The following is a 24,633-nucleotide window of genomic DNA, read 5'->3' as shown; positions in this document are numbered from 1 at the left end:
ACATGCGACCAAACAAACCCCAATCACAAGGGCACCTGATCCACACACAACCAAACACGCACACCACAACAAAAGCAGCACACATCAACAAAACAAAGCTGGCACACTATCGAGTTCTCAAACAACACTCACTGCTGCTCGAACGGAAGCTTTTCGCTCGTCCGTGCCGCAGCGACTCGATAAACACTACACAGCACTCTATAACAACACAAACCCGCAGGTCACTAACTGTTTTTCTGATGTTCATAACCATGCAACGTGGCTCTTATGCGGCCGCGCCCCACCTAGGCCGTCCGTAGCCGCCACCGAGCACGCGCCCGGGCCACACCCAAGCACGCGCCCAAGCACGCGCCCGAGCACACACTCCGGGAGAAGTACCTAGCCCGTACTAGCGATACACCCCGCACCGTATGGGGGTCTGTGTTCCACGGAGGAAGATGTTGATCATCGCCACGACTAGGGCCACCATGAGGATCACCAGGCTGAGCACCATGTCGATACCGTAGAACTCGGCGATCTGCATACCGGAGCTGGCGAGGATCGCAGTCCCTGGAATTCCAAAGATCGCCACTTTGTTGTCGAAGGTATAGAGCGCGAGGTAGACGAGCATGAAGGCCAATGCCCGCAGCGCGAGGGTGGGATAGCTCATGACGGAGGTGTCATAGCCAATAAGAGCGGCAAGCAGCTTCGAGCACCCTGCGGCTATAAACGCATAGAGCACCATGGCGCTCAGGCAGGTGCCGAACCACTGTTTTCGCGTGAGCCCGAAGCTCCGCCACGTTCCGAGGGAACCGGGCTCTTGGGCAACAATCAACCCTCCGAGGCTGAGCACGAGCGCGACCATTCCCATCAGCGGCTGCGGTTCCGTCCACTCCCATGCCTGCGAGCCTAGGGCGATAATCTGGGCGATCACGAAGAAGACAAGCAGTGGCGGGAGTATCAGCTGCACCGGCAACGGCAGGCCCTTGCAGGCCCGCATGAGCACCAGGGTGGGGCGAGTGGCCCATACCTTGGGTTCCATCGCCCGCGCCAATTCCGGTCGATCGTGCGCGCGTTGGAACCACAGCGCTTCGAGGACATAGATGGCGGTAGCACAGAGGCCCAGCCCGAGAAAACCATTCCACCACCAGCGCGGATTCTCGGCGAATAATGCCCCGGCCACGATGATGCAGGCTGGTAGCTGCGTCAGGACCGCCAGTATCAAGGCTCCGGCGAGCAGGCGCATTCTTCCCGCGTGATTAACTCCCAAAGCCCACGCTCCGAACACCACTTTGTTGCGGAGACCGGCATAAGCGGCGAGCACGAGGAGCGCACTCATCACCGCTTGCGCTGGTGGAACCATGAAGTAGCTGATCAAACCCACAAGGCCCAAGCCCAGCATGGCGAGAATATCGATCCACTTCGCGTTCATGCGCACGCTGGAACGCAGCGGGCGCGCAAATTCTGTGGCTGTCATGTCTGCCTCCTTATATACGTGGCGGTGGAGTGAAGTTAGTGGGTGGAACTGGGGGTTTCTGTCAGCGCCTGGAACACATCGGCCAAGCTCGGAGTATCGATGCGCACGCTGTGCCCCTGTAGCTCCGCTGCCTCCACAGCTGCGGCGGGGACCATGAAGCGGCTATGGGTGCGGCCATCGCGGCGGCTGAGAATTCCGGAACCCAGCGCCTGCACAAGGGCGTCACTATCGGCCCGCGGGACGGTGACAAAGCGGTAGGCATCGTCGATATCTTCGACGGGAAGTTGCCCCACAAATTCACCCGTGGGGGAGAGCACGAGCACTTCATCGATCACGAGGGCGAGCTCTTCGAGCTGATGCGTGGCCATCACGATGGTGCGCGGGTAGAGTTGCTGCTCCTCACGCAATAGGGAGTAGAAGAGTTCGCGGTTCTGGGCGTCGAGGCCCAAATAGGGTTCATCCAGCAAGGTCAGCTCGGCGCGCGCACAGAGCCCGACGATGGCGCCCACCATGGAGCGCTGGCCCCGGGAGAGATCCGCATAGGATGCGTGTGGCGCGAGCCCGAACTGCGCGGTCATCTCTGTGGCCCGAGCTGAATCGAAACGCGGGTAGCGGCGAGCAGCGAGGTCGAGAATCGTGCTCACACTCCACGGCCCAGGGTAGGGGTTATCGATTCCGGCATAGACGCAGCGATCCATCACGGCGGAATTATCGAAGGGCGCACTATCGAAGACGCTCAGCTCACCTGCGCTGGCTTTGTTTTGGCCCGCGAGGATGGTGAGCAGCGTGGACTTACCGGTGCCGTTGCGCCCGAGCAGACCATAAAGCGAACCGGCCTGCAGATCGATGCTCACGCCGCGGAGCACGGTGTGCGAGCCATAGGACTTAGACAGGTTGTGTGTATGGACGATGCTCATTGGTAGAGGCCTCTACTTTCTGCAACTCGATCAATCAGGGTGTGCAATTCAGCGCGGGCGATACCCAGCTTGACGGCTTCATCAATAAGTGGCGCGAGAAAACTCGCGGCAAATTCCTCGCGCCGCCTAGCGAGGATCAGCTCTCGGGCGTCGTCCGTCACGAACATCCCGATGCCGCGACGCTTCTCGAGAACGCGGATATCGACAAGCAATGTCAGCCCCTTTCGGGCAGTTGCCGGATTAATGGAATGAAATTCCGCTAACTCATTGGTGGACGGGGCACGCTCCCCGGGAGCGAGGGAGCCCTCCACAATGGAATCCTCAACGAGGGTGGCAATCTGCCGGAAGAGGGGAGCAGTGGCTTCATCCATGCCTCCTCCTTCTCACACACGCGCCCTTCGGGGCGGAGGCTTGTCGACGCCACCCCGCAGGCTCATTGGTTGGTTACTGGTGTAACTAACCATATAACTAACCAACCCAGATGACAAGGGCTACCGACATACGCAACTGGACGCAGCTCATCGCGACCGACCACCCTGCCGCCGCACAAGCCCACCCGAAGTGCTGGTCACAGAAAGATTGGGGGGAGGAGACGATGTGCCTTTTCGACGCGAGGGGTGCACATAGGGCACACTATAAGGCACACGGAGGGTACATCTTTACCCCCGTTTTTATACAGATGATTATTAATGAGAAACGGATGACAACCATTAGCCATGTTGCCTCGTACACAGGTATTTGTAGACACTTCCTACCTTCTAGCCAGCTTTTATAACTCATGGGAAACAGGGGCCCGCGCCCAGTTAGAGATTGATCTTCCCGAGGTGGTAGCGGTCCTGGGTCAGATGATCCAGGACCAGCTGGGCCAGCCGATTCACCGCCAGCTGTGGTACGACGGGCTCCCCGATTCCGGCCCCCACCGCTATCAACGAGCCTTGCGCACCTGCGATGGCGTGCTGCTCCGCGCCGGACAGCTCATCGAATGGGGCGAGCGCCGCACCCAAAAGGCCGTGGACACCCGCCTCGTCGCGGACATGGTTCTCGCCGGAGTGCGCGGCACCTGTACGGACATGGTGCTGGTCTCCGGCGATGCGGATATGATCCCAGGCGTCCAAGAGGCCTCGATGGCGGGCGTGCGGGTACACCTCTACGGCTTCGGCTGGGACTCCATGTCCTCCGCACTGCGCCACGCCTGCGATACCACCACCATTTTGGATCCCCGCGAGGATTTCGCGGAGTGCATGCAATTGCAGGTCCTAGAAGGCCCGCTGCCCCCGCAGGTTCGCCCCAAGCCCATCGGCGATGCCGAGCCCTTGGACGATACCTCGCCCTGCTCGGTGCCAGGCACCACGCTCAGCCATGGCAACCGCGCACAGCCGCGCCCCTCGTCCCCCTGTGACTCCTCCTCCGCGACGGACAGCTCCGAGCAGCCCCCAGCCGCCGGCGAGAGCACGAGCGAGAGTGCAGCAATGCCGGGGGACACCTCGGCCGAGAAGCAGGACACACCCGAGAGCCCAGCACCTCCCGAACAGCCGGCAACCTCCGAGAACTCTGCGGACTCCGGCGAGCACCAGCGCAACCGCAGCGATTCGCCGCTGCTGACCCGCCCGGGCGAGCCCGCCGAAACCGATGATGACCGCCCCTATTCCGGCACGGAGTCCACCGAATCGGAGCAGGCCGCCACATCCACCACGGAACCGTGCGCCGATGCGCCCGCCACGCTCTCCACCCCGAGTGCTGCGGCGGGGCTCACCCCAGCACACCTCTCGGGGGATACCCCAGAGCCCGTGCCGCAACCTACCCCGGCAGATATCGCCCAGAATCAGCAGCAGCCAGCTGCCGAGAAGCAGGAGCCGGAGAGCAGCCCAGCCCCACAGTCCGAGGCGGCAAGGGAGAGCTCCACCGGCACGGAGAATCGCCGGAGCGCGGCGTCGACAAGCGGCCCCGTGCCGAAGCCCACGCCGAAACCGACGCCCAAGCCCTCCATGATGGCGCGCCGCCGCAAGCTACGCTCGCGCTATGTGCCCCTGCCGAATGAGGTATGGGCCTCTGCGGGATTCCAAACCCCCTTCGATGTGGGCCAGCAATACGCCTCGTGGTGGTTCGATAATGCCGCCTCCTCCGAGCAGCGCGACCAAGCCCATATGCTCTCCGGCGGTGGCCTGCCCCCGGAGATTGATCGGCCGCTGCTGCAATTCGCCTGCGAAACCCTGCATGAATACACGCTCACTGAATCGCAGCGCGTCAGTCTGCGCGATGGTTTCCACTCGGGTATTCGCGGCGTGCTCATCAATTTGAGCGGACGCGACTTCTAGCACCGGCTGTGGGCGCCCACGCGCCGCAAAGACATACACGAGCCGCCACCGGATCCCGCGCAGGGGATCAATGGTGGCGGCTCGTGCTGTGCACCTAGGTGTGGCGCTATCACTGCAGCTAGCGGTCGGAATCCTGCTCAGAATCCGTCGCGGCGTTCTCCGGTGCAACCTCTTCGGCATCCTCGGGCTCGCTACCGCGGGAGAGCTCGGCGGGAGCATCCTGGGCGGAGCTCAGCTCGCCCTGCATCTCGGAACGAATCTTCTCCAGCCGCGACTGGGCGGCCATATCGCGGCCGGCGGCCTGAATCTCCTGCATCTGGGTATTCACGGTGTTCACCGTGAGTTCCTGCGCCCCGAGCGCGGTGGCGTAGCGGCTCTCGATCTTCTCGCGCACGCTATCGAGGGTGGGCACGGAATCATCCTGGGAGAACTGCCCCATGGAGTCCATGGCCTTGGCATTCGTCTCTTGCATCTCCACATGCTCGGCCTGGCTGCGCAGCTGGGTCAGCTCACTGAGCTGCTCCTGCAGGCGCGCCTCCGACTGCTTCGCGGTGGCCTTGGCTTGGTCTGCCGCCTGCACCGCCTGCTCGTATTGATTGCGCACATCCTCGATCTGGTTCTCTACCGCCACCAGCTGGCTCACGATCACCTCGGCGGTGGCGTCATATTCCGCCCCAGCCCGCTCATCGCCCTGAGCGCGGGCGTTATCAGCGGCCCGCACCGCGGTGCGCGACTGCTCATCGAGTTTCTTTTGGTCCTCCACGAGGCGGTTGAGCTTCATCTCCAACTGGCGCTGCTGGCCAATGATGGAGGCCGCATGCTCGGCGATCTCGCGATGCTGCTTCTTCGCCGCCTCCTCAGCCTGATTGATCTGCACCTGCGGATCGGCGTTCTCATCGATCGCATTGTCGAAGGAGGCCATGAGGTACTTCCAGCCCTTGCTCAGTGGATTAGCCATCTAGATCAGTGTCCTTACCTTTTTCTGCTTGGTGGCGGTCACGAGAGACGGCAGCGCAAGGCGTGCCTGCGCAACCGCAGTTGTAGCTTCAGTGTAGAGAAAATCCCCACGATCCGAGCGCTCCACGGCGCCCAGAAGGTGGGGATGGGGCGCGCATCACCCAGAGCACCAGAGTGCGCTGGATGGCTGCGCCGCATAGTCAGGCTTAGCCCTGCTCGTTCTGCGCCTGCTCGACCTGCTTGCGCACCTCGTCCATGTCCAGCCCCTTCACCTGGGTGATGAGGTCCTCCAGCGCGGCGGGCGGCAGGGCGCCGGCCTCGCGATAGACCAGAATGCCATCGCGGAAAATCATCAAGGTCGGGATGGACTGAATCTCTAGTGCAGCGGCAAGGCCCTGATTGTTCTCGGTATCCAGGGTGCCGAACGTGGCGTCCGTGTGTTCCTCGGAGGCCTTCTCAAAGGTGGGTTTGAAGGCGCGGCAGGGGCCACACCATGCGGCCCAGCAATCGACGAGCACAATGCCCTCGCCGGTAACCGTGTCCTGGAAGTTGTTCTCATTCAATTCGATGGTTGCCATGGTGGCCAATCTCCTTCATTATCTGTTGGTGTACGTAGACCGTGGTTTCAAGGCTACATGGGGGTGCAACGCCGCCGGAGCGGGGTTCATTCCGCAGTGTGGTCCTGCACCCGCTCACGAGCCCGTAGCGCGCAGCTGACGTGGGCCACACGCGGACACTGGGGTGGCTGCGGCACGCGGGATCGGGGAGGGGTTAGTATCGGTTAATGTACGCCGCGCCAGGCGGGCCCCGAGCGGGGCCGCCCTGCGGCGCCAGAGAGCCGTACCGCACGTATGACCAGCCGCGGCGCATGCAGACGCCGCGCGATGATTTGCTAAGGAATTGAGAGTAAACATGGGCATGAAGAACTACAAGGTTAAGGGCATGACCTGCGAGCACTGCGCCAAGGCAGTGGAGCAGGAGCTGGAGTTTGTTGCCGGCACCCAGGGTGTCGATGTTGATGTTGAGCGGGGCATTGTCCGCGTCACCGGCCATGGCTTCACCGATGAGGGTGTGACCGCCGCGATCGAAGAGGCCGGCTACGAGGTTGTCGTCGAGGACTAGTCTCGGCTCCGCCACTCATCTCGTGCAGGTGAGTGGTCTTTTTCACTCACCTCTATACCCCCTAGGGGTATGGAGGTAGCATGGGTCCCACGAGGGAAGAGAAGGAGAATATATGCAGGACAGCACCGCATTGGAGCATGTCGATCTAGGAGTAACGGGCATGACCTGCACGTCCTGCTCCTCGCGGGTGGAGCGCAAGCTGAACAAGCTCGAGGGCACGCAGGCGACGGTGAATTTCGCCACCGAGACCGCCCGCATCGCCTTCGACCCGGCGCTGCATTCCACCGCGGACTTTCTCGACGTGGTGCGCACCACCGGCTATGACGCCTTCATCATGAGCGACTCCACCGCCGCGCCTGTCGACGCCGCCACACCGCCAACGGAGGCGGCCGCGGACGCCCCCGCGCGGGCGGAACAGGAGCACGCCCGCTATCAAGCAGAGCTGAAGCAGCGGGTGATCGTCTCCGCGTTATTGGCGCTGCCGGTGATGCTGCTGTCCATGGTGCCGGCCCTGCAATTCCAGTACTGGCAGTGGGCCGCGCTCACCCTTGCCGCCCCGGTGTATGTGTGGGGCGGCTGGCCCTTCCACCGCGCCTGCGTGCGGAATGCGCGCCACGGCGCCTTCACCATGGACACGCTCATCTCCATGGGCACGACGGCAGCGTTCCTGTGGTCGCTGTACTCCCTTTTCCTCGGCTCGGCAGGGCAGCCAGGAATGCACATGCATATGAGCCTCTCCGCGCACGCCGCCGCGGGCATGGATCAGATTTATCTGGAAACCGCCTCCATGGTGATCGTGTTTTTGCTGCTCGGGCGCTGGTTCGAGGAGCGGGCGAAGGGACGCAGCTCCCAGGCGCTTACGGAATTGCTCAACCTGGGCGCGCGCGAAGCCGCGGTGCTGCGCGATGGGCGAGAGGTGCGCATTCCCAGCGCCCAGGTGGCGGTGGGCGATCACTGCGTCGTGCGCCCAGGGGAGAAGATCCCCACCGATGGGCGGGTGATCGAGGGGCATTCCGCGGTGGATGAATCCATGCTCACCGGCGAGTCCATGCCCATCGAGGTCGATCCCGGCGCGACGGTCACCGGCGCCACTCTCAACACCACGGGCCGGCTGATCGTGGAGGCCACCCGGGTGGGCGCGGATACCACCTTGGCCCAGATCGGCCGACTGGTGAGCGACGCCCAGGCCCGCAAGGCCCCGGTGCAGCGGCTGGTGGATCGGATCTCCCAGGTATTTGTGCCCGTGGTGATCGCCATAGCGCTGCTCACCCTCGGCGCCCACCTGCTGCTGCAGGATGGCTCCGTGGCCGACGCCTTCGCGGCCGCGGTGGCGGTGCTCATCATCGCCTGCCCCTGCGCGCTGGGGCTGGCTACTCCGACGGCATTGCTCGTGGGCACGGGCAGAGGCGCCCGGCTGGGCATCCTGATTAAGGGCCCCGAGGTGCTGGAATCCACCCGCCACGCCGATACCATTGTGCTGGATAAAACGGGCACGATCACCACGGGGCAGATGTCCGTCAGCGCCCTTTACGCCACGGGCGTCTCGGAGGAGGAGCTTATGGCCCGTGCCGCGGCGGCGGAGTCGGGCAGCGAGCACCCGGTGGGGCGCGCGATCTGCCGTGCCGCCGCCGAACGCGGGATCACCGTGCCTGCCGCCAGCGAGTTTCTCGCCACCGCGGGGCAGGGGGTTAGCGCCGTGGTGGAGGGGCAGCGGGTGAGCGTCGTCAAGCCAGGAGCAGCGGACCTCCCCGAGGTGGTGAGCGAACTGCGCGAGACCGGCGCCACCGTGGTGCTGGTGCGCGTCGACGAGACACCGGTGGGCGTGATCGCCGTATCCGATGCGCCCCGCGAGGAGGCCGCTGCCGCCATCAGCCAGCTCCAGGACTTAGGGCTGCAGCCGTGGATACTCAGCGGCGATAACCAGCAGGCGGCGCGGCATGTGGCCCGCCAGGTGGGCATCGCGGAGGAGAACGTGATCGCCGAGGTGCTGCCGGAGGATAAGGTGCGCCACGTCGCGGCGCTCGCCGAGCAGGGGCGCACCGTGGCGATGGTCGGCGATGGCATCAATGACGCCGCCGCCCTCACCGAGGCGGATCTCGGCATCGCCATGGGCGGGGGCACGGATGTGGCCATCGAGGCCGCCGATATCACCCTCATGCACTCGGACCTGCGGGCCACCGTTGATGCGCTGCAGCTATCGCGGGCGACGCTGCGGGTGATCCAAGGCAACCTGTTCTGGGCGTTTATCTACAACATCGTGCTCATTCCCGTGGCCGCCCTGGGCCTGTTGAATCCGATGCTCGCGGGATTGGCCATGAGCCTGTCGAGCGTATTTGTGGTGACTAACTCGCTGCGGCTGCGGCGATTCCGCTCGAGCTTCCTCACCCCCGCCGCGGCGACCGCGGGGGCGCGAGACTAGGCTCACCTACCTCCGAGTCGTTGCTGTGGGTGGCGCACTACTTCTGAGCTGATGTCGATTTTGTAGACTGTTCGACAACCGAGAAACTGCACCGGAGTTCCTCATCAGCCTTGTCACCGGTTTTATATGCGGTCGCGTGCCGCAGGAGCAGACCGCCGAGACAGTGTGTGCTGTGTAACTTCCGGAAACGACAACGAGGACACACAGTGACTACCGACAACGCCTATTTCGGCCGCATGGGCCACCGGCCCACCACCCGCTCGGATCAGCTGGTACAGGAGATCGCGCGCTATATTCTGAAGACTGGGCTGGTCAATGGCGATCCCATTCCGCCCGAGCCGGAGCTCCAACGCATTCTTGGCTGTTCCCGCAACTCCATTCGCGAGGCCATCAAGGTGATGGAGGCCGTGGGCATGGTGGAGGTGCGCCGCGGCACCGGCACCTTCGTCGCGGGCAATCCTCTGGCCCCGCTGACTCCGGCGCTGATCTTCCAGGGCATGCTCTCGCTCAATTCCGGCGGCAACGAGGCCAAGGACATCATCACGCTGCGCCGCGGCCTCGAGGTGGCCTTCCTGCCCATCGTGATGAACTATGTGGCCGAGGACGACGCCGCGAAGCAGACGCTGATCGCGCAATTGCAGGACACGGTGGAGGAGATGGCCGCGGCCGAGCGCGCCGGCTCTTCCACCGTGGAGTTGGATTATCGCTTCCACAACCAGCTCTTCGCCCCGCTGCGTTCGCGCACGCTGAAGCAGCTGAACGACGCCATCTTGAATGTGTATTTCTCGCTGCTGGAGGCCGTAGCGGAACGCTTCGGCGAGCACCCCGTGTTCGAGTCGGATCCCAGCAGCCAGCCGCTCGCCACCGCCCACCAGGGCATCGTGGATGCCATCGCCGAGGGCAATGGCGAGGAGGCCGTGGAGCGGCTGCTCAACCACTATCAGCCGCTGTCGGAAGCCATCGATAGTGTGATTGCCGCCCGCGAAGAACGCTAGGCGGCACCGCCCGCGTTTAGGCGCGGGCCAAGTCCTTGAAGCGCGAGTAGTGCAGCTGGTGGGCGACCTCGACGGTGCCGATGGGGCCACCACGGTGCTTCGCCAGGATGATATCTGCCTCGCCGGCGCGCACATCCTCGAGGTCTTGGGAGTCGGGGCGGTAGAGCAGCATCACCATATCGGCGTCCTGCTCCAAGGATCCGGACTCACGCAGATCCGCCAGCTGGGGGCGCTTATCCGTGCGCGACTCGGGGCCACGGTTGAGCTGGGCCACCGCCACCAGCGGCACCTCTAGCTCCTTGGCCAACAATTTGAGCTGGCGGGAGAATTCGGACACCTCTTGCTGGCGGGACTCCACCTTCTTGCCGGAGCTCATCAGCTGCAGGTAGTCCACCACGATCAATTGCAGATCATGCTTGTCCTTGAGCTGGCGGGCCTTCGAGCGGATCTCCATCATCGTCAGGTTCGGGGAGTCATCGATAAACAGCGGTGCCTCGCTGAGTTCCCCGGCCCGCTGCGCGATACGCGCCCAGTCATCATCGGACATGGTGCCCGAGCGCATATCGGAGAGCTTCACCTCCGCCTCGGCAGAGAGCAGACGCATGACGATCTCGGACTTGGACATCTCGAGCGAGAAGAGCACCGAAGCCATATTGTGCTTGATCGAACAGGAGCGCATGAAGTCTAGGGCGATGGTGGATTTACCCACACCAGGTCGGGCCGCCACAATGATCATCTGGCCGGCGTGCAAGCCATTGGTGATGCGGTCGAGATCAATAAACCCGGTGGGCACGCCGGTGGACAGCCCGCCGTTTTGGGCGATCTCATCCAGCTCATCCATCACCGGCTGCAGCAGATCATCCAACACCGCATAATCGGTGACGGTCTTCTTCTGCGCGATCTGGAATACCTCTTGCTGCGCCAGATCGATCATGACCTCGATCTCGGTATCGCCGGCCGCCTCATAGCCCAGCTGGACGATGCGCGTACCCGCCGAGACCAAACGGCGCAGCACGGCCTTCTCAGAGACGATCTCCGCGTAGTAGGGGGCGTTGGCAGGGGTGGGCACCACCTCGGCCAGGGTGACCAGATAGGAGGGGCCTCCGGCCCGCTCCAGATCGCCGTGGCGGTGCAAACGATCGCGGACGATGAAGGTGTCGATCTGCTTATTGTCCGCGTAGAGATCCAAAATGGCGCGATAGATCAGTTGATGCTGCGGCGCATAGAAGTCCTCGGGGTTGAGCTCCTCGACGATATCGGTGACCACCGTCGGCGCAATGAGCATCGCCCCCAACACGCCCTGCTCCGCCTCGCGGTCATGCGGCAATTGCCGGGCATAGTCCCGCGGGGTGGCGTCGTCGACACGCCCCCGGCCCGCGCTGCGCTGCGGGGCGAATCGACCCTGGTTGGGGCCGGCGTGGTTATAGCTGGGGGCGGAGTCATCGAAGCTACTGGGCGCAAACTCGGGCGCCGAGGGAAAATCACTGATGGCCTCGGCGGGAAAACCCTCCGGCCGATCCGGACTGGGGGAGTAGCTGGCATCCTGCCCGCCTCCGCCCTTGGCGGGATCCGGCGGGAAGGCGTTGTCATCAAAGTTCGCGCTACCTGCCACGTCTCTCAGCTCCTTCGCTGTCGCCAATACTCAGCCTGGACACACCCGCGGTGCGGGAGATGCCAGACCTCGATTCTATCCACCCCTGAGCGTGTCGTCGGAGCTAGGGCACAGGAGCCCGCTCCACGCCACGAGGGGAACAGTACGCGCGGCGCTCGGCATGCTCCACACCAAGGGCCGCGCCTGTGCATAACTCCGCGCGTTCTGGGCTGCGGGGGAGAGATTCTTCACACTCTGCGGAGTAGTTATGCACAGGGCGCTGTGGATAACTCTGTGTACGCGAGGTAAATAGCAGCTAAAACTCCTGCTCACCTGCCGCTTAGGTGGTGTTTACCTGCGGTTTTATATATCTGTGCAGCTCAGATGGTATTTCGCTAGTGACACTCAGTTTCGACGTCACCGGATCGTCACCTTCACACCCGCCGAGCACCCCCTCTCGAAGGACCAGTCGCCCCCGCTCCCAGGGCCATATGCACCACTCATACACACGCTATGCACAGTACGATCGCACTTGTCCACAGACATGGCTGTGGATTGTGCATAACTCGACTGATGGAGGCCCTCGACCGAGGCCTCCGGCTCGATGCCGGGCACCCCACCACCGCCCGTGAGGAGGCGAGAGATTCGCCACAGCGCTTCTCCCACCCGCTTCCGGTTGAGCGAGCCACACCGACCCCCGCAGCGCCACAGAGAGCGCCGCCTCGCCGCGAGATACACCGAGCCACCCGAGACACACCAAGGGCCCCCAGCGGGGAGCGTGTCCCCACCAGAGGCCCTGGTGCGCTGTTGTCGTTGGGGTCTCCTCTATGCGTGAGACCCGCCGTCTAGTGCGCGTAGATTACGCGGCGACGACCTTGAAGTTCACCTTTGCACTGATGTCATCGTGCAGCTGAGCAATCACCTGGTAGCCGCCGGTGCTCTTGACGAGACCCTTCGGCACGGTGATGGTCTGCTTCTCGATCTTGGGGCCGCCAGCGGCCTCGATCGCCTTAACGATGTCGCCAGCCTGGACAGAGCCGAAGAGCTTGCCCTTGCTGGAGGTACGCATGGTCACAGTGATGTTGTCAAGGGCCTCGATCTGCTCCTTGACCTCGCGTGCATGATCCAGGCTCTGGATCTGGCGCTCGGAGCGCACACGCTTGATGTCTTCGATCTGCTTCTCTGCACCACGGGTTGCCACAATGGCCATACCGCGGGGAAGCAGGTAGTTACGTCCGTAGCCGTCCTTCACCTCGACGATGTCACCGGGGACACCGAGGTTCTCTACGGCAGCCGTAAGGATCAGCTTCATGATCCCTGCCTTTCGCTTATGAAAAGAATGAAAAGTGGTTGTGTATTCGCATTAGGTCCCGATGCCCGCGTGCGGGCGCATCGGACTCGCCGATCAGAATGGCGGGTCGTCATCATCGCCCTGGAACCCACCCGCAGGGGGTGCCGAGTTCCACGGGTCATCGTTCTGGACGTCGTTCTGCGACTGTTGCTGATAGCCACCAAAACCACCTTGGCTTTGACCGCGGTTTCCACCGCCTTGGCCGCCACCAAATCCGCCCTGGCCACCGCCAGAGTTAGCGCCACCAAAGCCACCGCCTTGGCCGCCTTGACCACCCTGGCCGCGCTGCACGCGGTTCACGGAGGCCGTAGCGTACTTCAGCGAGGGGCCCACCTCATCGACTTCGACTTCGAAGACGGTGCGGCGTTCTCCCTCGCGGGTGTCGAAGGTGCGCTGGCGGAGCCGACCATTAACGATCACGCGCATACCTTTAGTCAGCGACTCGGCGACGTTCTCCGCCGCCTGGCGCCACACATTGCACTGCAAGAACAGCGCCTCGCCGTCCTCCCACTGTCCGGTCTGCGAGTTATAGCGTCGCGGAGTGGAGGCCACACGGAAGTTAGCCACTGCGGCACCCGAGGGGGTAAAACGCAGTTCGGGGTCGGCAACGAGGTTGCCAACAATCGTGATCGGGGTATCGCCTTGTGCCATGGTCTCAGGACTCCTTAGGAGCTCGTTGGTTGGTGTTACTACCAGTGTTCCTGATTAGCGATCGGTGCGCAGCACCTTGGTGCGCAGAACCGTGTCGCTGAGGTTCAGCTTGCGGTCGAGCTCGACGACAGTCTCCGACTCACAGGTCAGGTTAAGGACCACGTAGATGCCCTCTTCCTTCTTGTTGATCGGATAAGCCAGACGACGCTTCGGGCGAATGTCCACCTTGTCAACGGTGCCGTTTTCCTTGCGAACAGTCTCAAGGAACTTATCTAGGGACGGGGCTACGGTGCGTTCATCCTGCGAGGGATCGAGAATGATCATGAGTTCGTATTGACGCACGGACCTCATCACCTCCTATGGTCTAGTAATTGTGGTTCGGCCGCGCCCATCGTGGACGTGGCAGGAGGGTCGTTGCGTCAAGCAACCTTTTCAAGGTACACCATCTACCTGCTCTCTTTCAATTGCCTACCCCGCGGCGGCGGTCGCTTATCGACGCCCACTCGCTGCCCACTAACCCTGTCGGGCAGCTGCGGCTCAGTTCATGGCGGCATCACCAATGAATCCGGTTGCCATAAACACGGCGAAGATGAGGGGGACGAGGAGCACGAAGAAGAAGGCGCCGATAATCCAGGAGACCACGGCTTTGTTGCTCTTGCCATAGGACTTGGCCGCGTAGCCGCCGCCGAAGCAGCAAGCGCCGATGAACACGCTCGCCATCGTGAGGATCATGATGGTGGTGGAACTCATGGTTCTTAGCTTAGCTGCCAGATGCACGAATCCCCGCTCCCAGGTGCAGTGTGGCTGCGCATGTGGGGGAGCGGGGATTCGATAAGGCGAGCAGGCGTCGCTGAGCGCGGTGCTAGCCCGGCAGCAAATCACCCAAGTTCGGGAGTGCGGGCTGCGCCGGTTGCGCTGGCTCCGCTGGGGGAGCCGGGGCCGGCAGCGGCACATCCGGGATCTCCGGCAGTTCCGGCTCGGCGGGCTCAGCAGGCTCGGAGGTCTCCGTCGGCTCCGTGGTGGTGGGCTCGGGCGGTGCCACCGGGGTGGCGGGCGCCGGCGGTGCGGGCGGCGCCACATAGCCCAGGTTGGAGGTCGGAACCGGGAAGCTCTCGTAGTCGGCATTGGCCAGCGCGGCATCCATGGTGGACTTCCAGATATCGCTGGGCAGGCCCGAGCCCCAGATCTTGCCGCCATAAAGGTTCAGCAGCGGCTGGCCATCATCGGTGCCCACCCACACGGCGGTGGAGAGCTGCGGGGTGGCGCCGATCATCCACGCATCCTTGTTCTGGCCCGTATCGCCCAGCTGGGCGGTACCGGTCTTGGCGGCGGACTCACGACCATTCAGGGCGTGGCCGCGGGAGTAGGCGGCGATCGGCTTCATCGCATGGATCACCGAGTTCGCCACTTCCTCGTCCACGATGCGCTCGCTTTCACCCTCGTGCTCGTAGAGCACCTCGCCATCATTGGTCACAACCTTCTGCACGAAGTGCGTCTTGTTGTACACGCCCTCATTGGCGAGGGTGGCCAAGGCGACAGCCAGGTCGAAGGGGCGGGACTGGTATTGGCCCAGAACCACACCCAGCTGGCTATGGCCATTCTCTTCCTTCAGGGTGTGCGGCAGCCCCGGCAGGGACTCCGCCACGCCCAAGCGGTGCGCCATGGCGGCGGTGTCATCGGGGCCATTCTTCAGATCATCCTGGAGGCGGATGAAGGAAGTATTCAGCGACTGCTTCAGCGCCTGGGCGATGGTACAGGTACCGCAGCTTTGCCCCTCAGAGTTGGTCACCGTGACATCACCGGTCTGTACTGGGGCGGAGCTGTAGTACTGGGAGAGCGGAATGCCCTGCTCCAAGGCCGCCGCGAGAGCGAAGATCTTGAAGGTCGAACCGGTCTGCAGCGGGGCAATGGCATAGTCCCAGCCGGCCGGGTCCTCGCCGCCATAGTAGGCGGAGACACCACCGGTCTTGGGGTTAATGGAGACCACTGCGGTGCGCAGGTTCTCCGGCTCGCCCTGCATGTTGTTCTCCACCGCCGCCTGGGCCGCATTCTGCGCATCGGTATCGATGGTGGTGGTCACCCGCAGGCCGCGGGTCTGCACATCCTGCTCGCTGATGCCCACGCCTTGGAGCTCGGCGAGCACGCGATCCTTAATCAAACCATTGGTGCCGGTGGCCTCGGTATTGGACTGCACGGTGGCGGGGTCAATCACCTCGGGGAAGCGCGCCTCCGCGCGGGCCCCAGGGCTCATGGCACCGATCTCCACCATGCCATCCATCACATAGTTCCAGCGCTGCTCCGCCTCGGCCCGGTTATTCCAGGGATCGAGGGTGGAGGGGCGCTGAATGGCGGCGGCCAAGAGCGCGGACTCTTCGGGGGTAAGGTCCGTGAAGTCCTTGGCGAAATAGGCCTGGGAGGCCGCGGCCACACCATAGGCATTGCGGCCCAAGTAGATGGTGTTCAGATAAGACTCCAACACCTGCTCCTTGGACCACTCATTGGCCATCTTGGCGGAGTAGACGAGCTCCTTGAGCTTGCGCTCATAGGAGCGTTCATTTCCCACCACGGCGATCTTCACATACTGCTGCGTGATGGTGGAGCCGCCGCCCTTGGAGCCATCACCGGTGAGCTGGCCGATAATCGCGCGACCGAAGCCGGTAATGGAAAAGCCGGGATTGGTATAAAACTCGCGATCCTCGGCGGCCAGAGTGGCGTCCTTCATGGACTCCGGAATCTCCGAGAGCGGCACCACCACACGGTTACCCTCCGGGGGCACGATGCGCGCTAGCTGCGTCTCATCATCCCCGGCATAAATCTCCGTCACCTGCTTATTCACAAGCTGGTCGGCCTTCGGAACATCCACAAGCAGATAGGCGATCATGAATGCCACGAAGGGAGCGAGGATAATTAACACCACTGCGATGAGGATCGAGCGCCAGACCCACGGGTTACGGGTCTTCTCCTCGCTCTCTTCTACGGTCACGGTGTGTTCAGTCACGACTGTTGCTTCCAATCTCCATGGGTGAAATTGCGGCGTTCGGGCGAGCGACGGCCGGCGACCTGCCCAAACAAACTAACTAATCGGTTAAGCATAGCGGGTACGAGGGGAAACAACCATTGTCGCCAACAGGTGATTCCAATGACAATCAGGACAGACCTCCACGCGGTGGACGTCGAAAAGCTTGCCAGCGGAGACCAACTGCGCGATCTCTTCCTCGCTGCGGGCGGAACCGGCTGCCCGGCCCACCTCATCGCCATAAATCCACAGCACGTCCCGCATGTTCTGCGAGGAACATACCGGGCAGTCCCGCGACGAGGGCGAGCCATGAAACTCGGCCGCCGTTCGCAGCAAGAAATCGCACTCGCAGATCTCCGCGCGCGTGACCACCCCTTGGCTATACAGGCGCAAGGTGTGGCGGCGGTGCCACTCGTGACTCACGATATTGCGATATTCAACCACGCGGCCAGTCTAGCTATCCCCGCAGCAGCGGCGCCCGCGGCGATAATACTGTGTCTGTGCTCACAACTTAATCGGTTCACTGCGGTTCTGTATCGATTGAGCGCCTGCACTGGGCCAAAAACGCGGGCTAGATTCTGAGGAATCACGATTGTTGCGCGTCCCAGGAGTGAGCCCCATTACTGCGGACGTGCTCGCCCGCCGCGGTGCGCGCCCCCACCCGTGGGAGGTGTCGCGGCGGTACAAGTTTGTTTGAAGGAGTTTGCCCATGAGCGGAGAAATCCGTGTTGCCATCGTTGGAGTTGGTAACTGCGCCACCTCGCTGATCGAAGGCGTCGAGTTTTATAAGGACGCCCGCGATAGCGATGACGTTCCCGGCCTGATGCACGTGCGCTTCGGCGACTATCACGTCAAGGACGTCACATTCGCCGCAGCCTTCGACGTGGATGCCGCCAAGGTGGGGCTCGATCTCTCCGAGGCCACCCGCGCATCCGAGAACTGCACCATCCAGATTGCGCAGCTGCCGCATCTCGGCGTGACGGTCCAGCGCGGCCCCACCCACGACGGCCTCGGCCGCTACTATCAGCAGACCATCACCGAGTCCGAAGAGGAGCCGGTGGATGTGGTGCAGGCCCTCAAGGACGCCCAGGTGGATGTGGTGGTCAGTTATCTGCCCGTGGGTAGCGAGGAGGCCGATAAGTTCTACGCCCAGGCCGCGATCGACGCCGGCTGCGCCTTCGTCAACGCCCTGCCGGTGTTCATCGCCTCCGATCCCGAGTGGGCCGAGAAGTTCCGCGCCGCCGGGGTGCCGATCGTCGGCGATGACATCAAGTCCCAGGTGGGCGCGACCATCACCCACCGCGTGATGGCCAAGCTCTTCGAGGACCGCGGCGTGCGCCTCGAGCGCACCATGCAGCTCAATGTCGGCGGCAATATGGACTTCAAGAACATGCTCGAGCGCGAGCGCCTGGAGTCCAAGAAGATCTCCAAGACCCAGGCCGTCACCTCCAACCTGAAGACCTCCCCCTTGGCGGGCAAGGTGGATGATCGCAATGTGCACATCGGCCCCTCCGACTATGTGGGCTGGCTGGATGACCGCAAATGGGCCTATGTGCGCCTCGAGGGCAAGGCCTTCGGCGAGGTGCCGCTGAACCTCGAGTACAAGCTCGAGGTGTGGGACTCCCCGAACTCCGCGGGCATTATTATTGACGCCCTGCGCGCGGCGAAGATTGCCCTCGACCGCGGCATTGGCGGCCCGATCGACGCCGCCTCCTCCTATCTGATGAAGTCCCCGCCGCAGCAGCTCGGCGACGACGAGGCCCGCGCCCGTCTCGAACGCTTCATCGCCGGCGACTAAATCCCACCCTGGGCGCATACGCAGCGCCCAAGTGGCCACGGCCACGGACATTTTCCACGCGGTGATGTCCGTGGCCGCACTGTATTCTCCTGTCTTCCACGGACAGACACCTACCCCCAAAGAGCACACCCACCTGCTGAAATACTTTTCCACCTAAACAATTTTTAGGACAGTACTGTTTCGCGCCATAGAATATGGACTATGAACGCGCAACCTTATTTTGAACTCGCCCGGAATGCACGGCCCGCGCTCACGCAGCTCTACGTCACCTATTTCCGGCTTGCAGAGCGCTCCGATCTCACCGGACCGCAGCTAACCATCCTGTCTCGCCTGAAGTCCGATGGAGCGGCGCGTATCAGCGAACTAGCCAAGCGCGAGGGCATTCGCATGCCCACCGCCTCTAATGCCTTGCACCAGCTCGAATCCCGCGGCCTGGTGGAGCGCGTCCGCGATAATAATGACCGCCGCGGCGTACGCGTGCAGCTGACCGAGCAGGGCGCTGTGGAACTCGAGCGGGTCGGCGAGGAACGTATCGCCCAGCTGGCTGATATGTTTAGCACCCTCGAGGATGAGGAGATCGCCGCCATCGAAGAGATCGTGCCGATTATCAATCGCCTCGCCGAGCGCTATACCGCCCAAACCCGCAACGGCGATAAATAACTAGCCTCGGGGCGTGCCCGCCCCCGTTCCTTTGTCCGCCCAGATGAAAGTTGAGCGCATGAGCAGCGCTCGGCCCCGCCCTCGCCGCTCATGCAGAGACACTTATGTCCGATTCTCGCCTCCGCGTATTGATAGCGTGGCAGCCCGACGCCGCCAATAGCGAAATTCTCGATGCCGTCGCATGGCTGCACCGCTCTGGGCCCATCACCGTCCGCGCCATCCTGGCCTTTACCCGCCCCTGGCCCCAAACCTCCCTATCCAAACTGGGAGGAAAGTATAAGAAGTGGTTGAAGAAGCAGGAGGAGGCCAGTCGCGACGTGGTGACCGCCGCGCTGCTCGACGCCGGCGTGGACGCAGACTGCTTCGATAGCAAGCTAGCCGTCTTCGCCGATGGCTCCTCCGAGCCGCATCTGCTCACCCAGGCCGCCGAGGACTTCCACGCCGATATCATCCTGCTGGGCCCCGCCCAGGCTGCCCCCAAGGGCCGCTATTTGGCCGGCACCACCGCCGATGCGCTGCTGCACGCCTCCCCCTATCCCTTGGGTTTGATCCCGCGCGAGGTGAAGCTGGGCAAGAAGGGCGTGAACCGGGTCTCCTGCGCGCTCACCGAAGAGGCCGGCAGCGCCGCCGTCTTCGACCATGCCGCCGCAGTGGCCGAGACCTACTCCGTGCCGCTGCGGATCGTGGCCTTCGTGCCCGATCGCGTGGGCAATGCGCTGAAGTCCACGAATAGCAAGCTCGAGTCTGTGCTGGCTGATGACGCCCGGGAACATGCGCTGGCCAATCTTGATCGGGCGCGAGATAGCGTCGTCAAGCATCGGCCCGAGCTGCAGGTGGAAACGGAATTAGCTACCGGCAGTGGCTGGTCCGAGGCCATGGACGCGGTGAAGTGGAAAAAATCAGATCTGCTCGTGGTGGGCTCGGAAGATAGCAACCCCATCGCGCGGGTATTCATGGGCTCCCACACCTCGGCCGTGCTCAAACACGCGCGGGTGCCGGTGATGATCTACCCGACCACAACCTCAACCCGCCCCTCAAGGGGCACAGACTACGCATAGGAGACACGCACATATGCGCACAGCACTCATAACCGGCGCCAGTGGGGGAGTGGGGCGCGAGATCGCCGAGCAGCTTATCGACGCCGGCTGGGTGGTCTATGCCAGCTATCGCAGCGAGTCACCCGCCACGGACAAGACCCGGGCTGCCGTCTCTCAGGCCACCTGGTTCCGCCTCGATTTCGCCTCCCCCGAGCCTGATCTCTCGGCGGTGCCCGCTATCCCTAGCCTCGATGCGCTCATCCACTGCGCCGGATACTGCCAGCTCAACCGCATCGAGGACGCCAGCAGCCAGGAATGGCAGGATTCCTTCAACGTCAATCTGCACGGCCCCGTAGCGCTGACGAATCGGCTGCTTCCTGCGCTGCGCGCCGCCCAGGGCACCATGGTGTATCTCAACTCGGGGGCCGGTTTCCGGGTCAAGCCCGAATGGGGCAGCTATGCCGCCGCCAAGTTCGCGGCCCGCGCCTGGTGCGATGGGCTGCGCGAGGAGGAGCCCGGCATCCGCGTCTCCTCGATCCACCCGGGCCGCATCGATACTCGGATGCAGCGCAACATCGTGGCCTATGAGGGCGGTGACTATGATCCGCACCAGTTCCTGACCGCGGAGACTGTGGCGCGCGCGGTGGTGCAGGTGATTACCACGCCGATGGACGCGCAACCCACTGAGCTAGTACTACGCCCCCGCCCTCACTAGCACCGCAGCGCCACATGCTGGGGCCTACCCACGATGCGGGGCGGCGAGTAGGGTGGCGAAGAAAGGGCTGGATACATAGCCCGATGAATCGCGATGAGGCAGAGCTATAGGGGTGAGAAGCCATGCAATCCGAGTCTGAGGACGATCCGCGCCCGCCGCGGCCGGAGTCTGCGGTCGGCCCCATGCCCGCCGCCGGCCTGCCCGAGGGACAGTATTTCGATCCCACCGTGGATCGGGTCTCCACCACGCGCCGCGGCCCCTCCCGCGAGGAATTCGAGCGCGACCCACTGGCGTGGTTCGAGCACAGCCGCCGCTCCTCGCGCAGGGCCATCGCCTATGCGCTGGTGATACCCCTGCTCACCGTCCTCACCGGACTGGTGATCGCGCTCATCTCCCGCGCCCAAGGCGGGCCGATCTGCGAGGCTGGGCTCTCGACGTGGATCTGCAGCCGCGGCTACGAGATCCTGTTCTCGCTGGTGCCCCTCGGCGTGGCCCTAGCCGGCACCTTCGGCGCTTTTTGGATCACCTATCGCACCTGGGCCCGCTATGGGGCGTGGCGGCCGTGGCTCGCCATCATCTGGGTGCTCATCCCCGCCTCCTTGGCGTGGATGACGGGTTTCGGCTGGATGTTCGTTAACGGTCACCACTAGCGGCGGCAGCGATCTCGGCGCAGCCCGCATCGCCGCAATGCCCCACGGAATCCGCGCACTCTGTGCACATCAGTGTCTGCTTGCGGCAGGCCTGGTTGCGGCAGTTGTGGAAGTCATTCGTGGCCGCACCACAATGGGCGCAATGCCCCAGCTGGGTGAACTCGCCGCCCTCAAACTCCATGTGCATGCGCTTATCAAAGACGTAGAGCGAGCCTTCCCAGAGCCCGGCATTACCGTATTTCTCGCCATAGCGGACGATGCCGCCATCGATCTGATAGACCTCCTCGAAGCCCCGGTTTTTCATCAGGCTGGACAGCACCTCGCAGCGGATACCACCGGTGCAATAGGACACCACCGGCTTGTCCTTCATCCAGTCATATTTGCCGGACTCGAGCTCCGCAATGAAGTCGTGGGTGGTGGAGACATCCGGCACCACGGCGTTTTTGAACTTGCCGATCTGCGCCTCCATGGCATTGCGCCCGTCGAAGAACACCACCTCCTCGCCGCGCCGCTCCACCAGCTCATTGACTTCCTCGGGCTTGAGGTGCACGCCGCCGCCGATCACGCCCTCGTCATTCACCTTCAGCTCGCCCGGCGCGCCGAAGGACACGATCTCATCGCGAACCTTCACGGAGAGCTTCGGGAAATCCTCGGCCCCGCCCTCTGACCATTTGAACTCCATGGGCTTGAAGTATTCGCGGGTTTTACGGGCATATTTCTTGCAGGCATCCATCGGCCCACCGACGGTGCCGTTGATGCCGTGCTCGGAGATCAGAATGCGGCCGCGCAGCCCGAGGGACTCGCAGAGGTCGCGCTGCCACAGCATCACGGCCTTGGGATCGGCGATGGGCTGGAACTTGTAGTAGAGCAGGATCTTCGAGAGCATATGTTGATCCTATTCCGGCGCGGCGGCCAGTTCCTAACCACCGCGGCGGGCAGCGCAACAGGGCGGGGCAGCGGTGAACAGTGTTCTAGAATGAGGGGCTATGGAACCTTTTGATATCAATGCCGGTCGTTTCTATCTGCGGGCCCTGCACAACCAAACCACCCTCGATGATGGCCCCACGCTGCGCTCGATCACGCCCACCCCAGCGATTCAGTCCAATGATGATGCTGAGGATGGCTGGATGAATAATACCTGCTATAGCTGGGCGGTATGCGAACAAACCTCTTCGGATCTTTTGGCCTTGGTCACCTATGAACCGGCCAGCGATACCGTGACCTCCTACCCGGCTGGGGAGGCAGACACGGTATGGGATCATAACCGCGAGCTCGAGCCCATCACCTTGGGCCAGGCGGCCGCCACAGGCGAAAAGGCGGTGCGGGCGCACATCTAGCGCCACGATCACCGCCTTCTGCGTATTCGGTGTTACTTCCGGAAGAGCAGCTTCTTCTGATACACCGGATCGGAGGTCACCTGAATATCCAGGTTGCGGAAGATCCCCTCATCCACCGAGCCGAGAATGGTGGTGGTGTGCACGTCGAGGCCACGCAGGTTGTGCAGCTCCTCGAGGGCGCGGCGGGCATTGGGGTCATGATCCGCCGAAACGCTCAGGGCGATGAGCACCTCATCGGTGTGCAGCCGCGGGTTGCTACTGCCCAGCTGCTCGATCTTGAGGGTCTGGATGGGCGTGATGGAGCTGGGCGCCAACAGGTCCACATCCGGCTCGATACCAGCCAGATACTTCAGCGCGTTGAGCAGCATGGCCGCCGAGCAGCCGAGCAAAGCGGAGGTTTTGCCGGTGATGATCTCGCCATCATTGAGCTTGATGGCGCTGCCGGGCTGGCCGGTCTCCTCGGCGATGGCGCGCGCCGGCTCGATCACGGGGCGATCAGTTTCGTGAATGCCCTGCTTGCCCATGAGCAGGCGAATGCGGCCGGATTCCAACGGCGCCTTCTGGTTCTTCTTCTCTTCCACCAGCGCCTTGTAGTAGCGCCGGATGATCTCCTGCTTGGCGGCCTCGCGGCACACCTCATCATCGCTGATGCAATTACCCACCATGTTCACGCCCATGTCGGTGGGGGACTCATAGGGCGAATGCCCGGAAATCTTCTCCAGGAGGTGCTTGAGCAGCGGGAATACTTCCACATCGCGGTTATAGTTCACCGCTTGGCTGCCATAGGCCGCCAGGTGGAAGGGGTCGATCATGTTCACATCATCCAGATCGGCGGTGGCGGCCTCATAGGCGGCGTTCACCGGGTGATCCAGCGGGATATTCCAGATGGGGAAGGTCTCGAACTTGGCATAGCCCACATCAATGCCGCGCACGTGCTCGTGATAGATCTGCGAGAGGCAGGTAGCCAGCTTGCCCGAACCGGGGCCGGGCGCGGTGACGATAATGAGATCGCGGCTGGTCTCGGCGTACTCATTGCGGCCGAGGCCATTCTCGGAGACGATGTGCTCGGTATCGGCGGGATAGCCCTCGATCACGAAGTGGCGGGTGACCTTCAGGCCCAGGCGGGTGAGCTTGTCCTGGAAGGCGGTGGCATGCTTATTGCCCTCCTCGCACTGGGTCATCACCACGTTATCCACGAGGAAGCCGCGCGCGCGGAAGACATCCACCAAGCGCAGCACATCATCCTCATAAGAAATGCCAAGGTCGGCGCGCATTTTACCGCGTTCCAGATCCTTGGCGTTGATGCAGACCATGATCTCGACATCATCCTTGATATTCTCGAGCATCGCGATCTTATTGTCGGGGGTAAAGCCCGGCAGCACACGGGAGGCGTGCATATCGTCGAAGAGTTTGCCTCCCATCTCCAGGTAGAGGCGTCCGCCGAGACTCTCCCGGCGCTCCTTAATGTGCTCAGATTGCATCTGGATATACGCGGATCGGTCGAAGCCAATGGCGGGTGAAAGCATAGAGCAACCTCACTTGAGATAAGAGCGTAAAGGGGGCGACAACTGACGTAGTGGCAGCGGTCGGAGTGAGGCCCTGTGGCGGCCTGCATTCTCTCTCACGGCCGCCGCTACGGTTACCCT

At 63.0% G+C, this 24,633-nt stretch carries 24 protein-coding genes; 10 read left to right on the top strand and 14 right to left on the bottom strand.

Annotated elements, in window-relative coordinates:
* Window positions 1–388: 388 nt before the first annotated feature.
* Genes KR227_RS08220 through KR227_RS08210 form a run of 3 tightly spaced genes read right to left on the bottom strand, consistent with a single transcriptional unit; the run spans window position 389 to window position 2,744 of the window.
* Window positions 389–1,456: a hypothetical protein gene (locus tag KR227_RS08220; protein ID WP_218364871.1), complete on the bottom strand. Its 1,068-nt coding sequence runs from the start codon at window positions 1,454–1,456 to the stop codon at window positions 389–391.
* Between the two features lie 35 nt (window positions 1,457–1,491).
* A complete protein-coding gene (locus KR227_RS08215) occupies window positions 1,492–2,373 on the bottom strand; it encodes an ATP-binding cassette domain-containing protein (RefSeq protein ID WP_218364870.1) in 882 nt (293 codons plus the stop codon).
* Entirely contained in the window at window positions 2,370–2,744 is a 375-nt protein-coding gene (locus tag KR227_RS08210; protein WP_151529728.1) for a GntR family transcriptional regulator, read from the bottom strand. The genes KR227_RS08215 and KR227_RS08210 overlap by 4 nt, the downstream gene beginning before the upstream one ends.
* A 345-nt stretch (window positions 2,745–3,089) precedes the next feature.
* On the opposite strand from KR227_RS08210, the gene KR227_RS08205 reads away from it, so the two are divergent.
* Window positions 3,090–4,688, top strand: a complete 1,599-nt coding sequence (locus KR227_RS08205) for an NYN domain-containing protein (RefSeq protein WP_218364869.1) — start codon at window positions 3,090–3,092, stop codon at window positions 4,686–4,688.
* 118 nt (window positions 4,689–4,806) lie between these two features.
* Here KR227_RS08205 and KR227_RS08200 read toward each other — a convergent pair whose 3' ends face one another.
* Together KR227_RS08200 and KR227_RS08195 are read right to left on the bottom strand one after the other, a co-directional pair.
* Window positions 4,807–5,646 carry a PspA/IM30 family protein gene (locus KR227_RS08200; RefSeq protein ID WP_218364868.1) on the bottom strand — a complete coding sequence of 280 codons (840 nt, stop codon included), beginning with the start codon at window positions 5,644–5,646 and terminating at the stop codon, window positions 4,807–4,809.
* Between the two features lie 205 nt (window positions 5,647–5,851).
* A complete protein-coding gene (locus KR227_RS08195) occupies window positions 5,852–6,223 on the bottom strand; it encodes a co-chaperone YbbN (protein WP_151529725.1) in 372 nt (123 codons plus the stop codon).
* Window positions 6,224–6,557: 334 nt separating this feature from the next.
* Here KR227_RS08195 and KR227_RS08190 point away from each other — a divergent pair, with 334 nt between their 5' ends.
* From KR227_RS08190 to KR227_RS08180, 3 genes are all read left to right on the top strand, one after another.
* Window positions 6,558–6,767 (top strand): heavy-metal-associated domain-containing protein, encoded by a 210-nt coding sequence (locus tag KR227_RS08190; RefSeq protein ID WP_151529724.1) that lies wholly within the window; start codon window positions 6,558–6,560, stop codon window positions 6,765–6,767.
* 112 nt (window positions 6,768–6,879) lie between these two features.
* Window positions 6,880–9,186 carry a cation-translocating P-type ATPase gene (locus KR227_RS08185; protein WP_218364867.1) on the top strand — a complete coding sequence of 769 codons (2,307 nt, stop codon included), beginning with the start codon at window positions 6,880–6,882 and terminating at the stop codon, window positions 9,184–9,186.
* Between the two features lie 206 nt (window positions 9,187–9,392).
* Window positions 9,393–10,181: an FCD domain-containing protein gene (locus KR227_RS08180; RefSeq protein WP_218364866.1), complete on the top strand. Its 789-nt coding sequence runs from the start codon at window positions 9,393–9,395 to the stop codon at window positions 10,179–10,181.
* Window positions 10,182–10,197: 16 nt separating this feature from the next.
* Here the strand turns inward: KR227_RS08180 and dnaB are convergent, their stop codons facing one another.
* The 7 genes from dnaB to KR227_RS08145 all read right to left on the bottom strand — a co-directional run bounded on the left by dnaB (window position 10,198) and on the right by KR227_RS08145 (window position 17,234).
* On the bottom strand, window positions 10,198–11,793 hold the full coding sequence (dnaB, locus tag KR227_RS08175; RefSeq protein WP_370625213.1) for a replicative DNA helicase: 1,596 nt from the start codon (window positions 11,791–11,793) through the stop codon (window positions 10,198–10,200).
* 838 nt (window positions 11,794–12,631) lie between these two features.
* Window positions 12,632–13,084 (bottom strand): 50S ribosomal protein L9, encoded by a 453-nt coding sequence (gene rplI / locus KR227_RS08170; RefSeq protein ID WP_151529720.1) that lies wholly within the window; start codon window positions 13,082–13,084, stop codon window positions 12,632–12,634.
* 93 nt (window positions 13,085–13,177) lie between these two features.
* Window positions 13,178–13,774, bottom strand: coding sequence for a single-stranded DNA-binding protein (locus KR227_RS08165; RefSeq protein WP_218364864.1), 597 nt, complete (start codon window positions 13,772–13,774; stop codon window positions 13,178–13,180).
* A gap of 54 nt (window positions 13,775–13,828) precedes the next feature.
* Complete coding sequence (gene rpsF, locus KR227_RS08160; RefSeq protein ID WP_192795935.1) at window positions 13,829–14,116, bottom strand: 30S ribosomal protein S6; 288 nt, start codon at window positions 14,114–14,116, stop codon at window positions 13,829–13,831.
* 195 nt (window positions 14,117–14,311) lie between these two features.
* On the bottom strand, window positions 14,312–14,524 hold the full coding sequence (locus KR227_RS08155; RefSeq protein ID WP_255549200.1) for a hypothetical protein: 213 nt from the start codon (window positions 14,522–14,524) through the stop codon (window positions 14,312–14,314).
* Between the two features lie 112 nt (window positions 14,525–14,636).
* Window positions 14,637–16,772, bottom strand: coding sequence for a transglycosylase domain-containing protein (locus KR227_RS08150; protein ID WP_218364863.1), 2,136 nt, complete (start codon window positions 16,770–16,772; stop codon window positions 14,637–14,639).
* An 87-nt stretch (window positions 16,773–16,859) separates the two neighbouring features.
* A complete protein-coding gene (locus KR227_RS08145) occupies window positions 16,860–17,234 on the bottom strand; it encodes a DUF5318 family protein (protein WP_218364862.1) in 375 nt (124 codons plus the stop codon).
* Between the two features lie 265 nt (window positions 17,235–17,499).
* Between KR227_RS08145 and KR227_RS08140 the strand changes: the two genes are divergently transcribed.
* From KR227_RS08140 to KR227_RS08120, 5 genes are all read left to right on the top strand, one after another.
* Window positions 17,500–18,588 carry an inositol-3-phosphate synthase gene (locus KR227_RS08140; protein WP_218364861.1) on the top strand — a complete coding sequence of 363 codons (1,089 nt, stop codon included), beginning with the start codon at window positions 17,500–17,502 and terminating at the stop codon, window positions 18,586–18,588.
* A 201-nt stretch (window positions 18,589–18,789) separates the two neighbouring features.
* The gene (locus KR227_RS08135; RefSeq protein WP_151529714.1) at window positions 18,790–19,248 is read left to right on the top strand and encodes a MarR family transcriptional regulator; all 459 of its coding nucleotides are present in this window, start codon (window positions 18,790–18,792) and stop codon (window positions 19,246–19,248) included.
* A 104-nt stretch (window positions 19,249–19,352) separates the two neighbouring features.
* Window positions 19,353–20,306 (top strand): universal stress protein, encoded by a 954-nt coding sequence (locus tag KR227_RS08130; RefSeq protein WP_218364860.1) that lies wholly within the window; start codon window positions 19,353–19,355, stop codon window positions 20,304–20,306.
* A gap of 13 nt (window positions 20,307–20,319) precedes the next feature.
* A complete protein-coding gene (locus tag KR227_RS08125; protein WP_218364859.1) occupies window positions 20,320–21,000 on the top strand; it encodes an SDR family oxidoreductase in 681 nt (226 codons plus the stop codon).
* Window positions 21,001–21,122: 122 nt separating this feature from the next.
* Complete coding sequence (locus tag KR227_RS08120) at window positions 21,123–21,650, top strand: DUF4133 domain-containing protein (RefSeq protein WP_255549198.1); 528 nt, start codon at window positions 21,123–21,125, stop codon at window positions 21,648–21,650.
* Here the strand turns inward: KR227_RS08120 and KR227_RS08115 are convergent.
* A complete protein-coding gene (locus tag KR227_RS08115; protein WP_218364858.1) occupies window positions 21,634–22,536 on the bottom strand; it encodes a rhodanese-related sulfurtransferase in 903 nt (300 codons plus the stop codon). The two genes, KR227_RS08120 and KR227_RS08115, sit on opposite strands and share 17 nt — an antisense overlap.
* Before the next feature lie 100 nt (window positions 22,537–22,636).
* On the opposite strand from KR227_RS08115, the gene KR227_RS08110 reads away from it, so the two are divergent.
* Window positions 22,637–22,987, top strand: coding sequence for a hypothetical protein (locus KR227_RS08110; protein ID WP_218364857.1), 351 nt, complete (start codon window positions 22,637–22,639; stop codon window positions 22,985–22,987).
* Between the two features lie 32 nt (window positions 22,988–23,019).
* Here the strand turns inward: KR227_RS08110 and KR227_RS08105 are convergent, their stop codons facing one another.
* The gene (locus tag KR227_RS08105) at window positions 23,020–24,513 is read right to left on the bottom strand and encodes a DUF1846 domain-containing protein (protein WP_218364856.1); all 1,494 of its coding nucleotides are present in this window, start codon (window positions 24,511–24,513) and stop codon (window positions 23,020–23,022) included.
* Between the last annotated feature and the right edge of the window lie 120 nt (window positions 24,514–24,633).

Source organism: Corynebacterium sp. TAE3-ERU30 (assembly GCF_019209925.1).
In the GTDB taxonomy this organism is placed as follows: domain Bacteria; phylum Actinomycetota; class Actinomycetes; order Mycobacteriales; family Mycobacteriaceae; genus Corynebacterium; species Corynebacterium megadyptis.
Note: the sequence above shows the minus strand (reverse complement) of the source record. Positions and strands in the feature narration are given on the sequence as shown.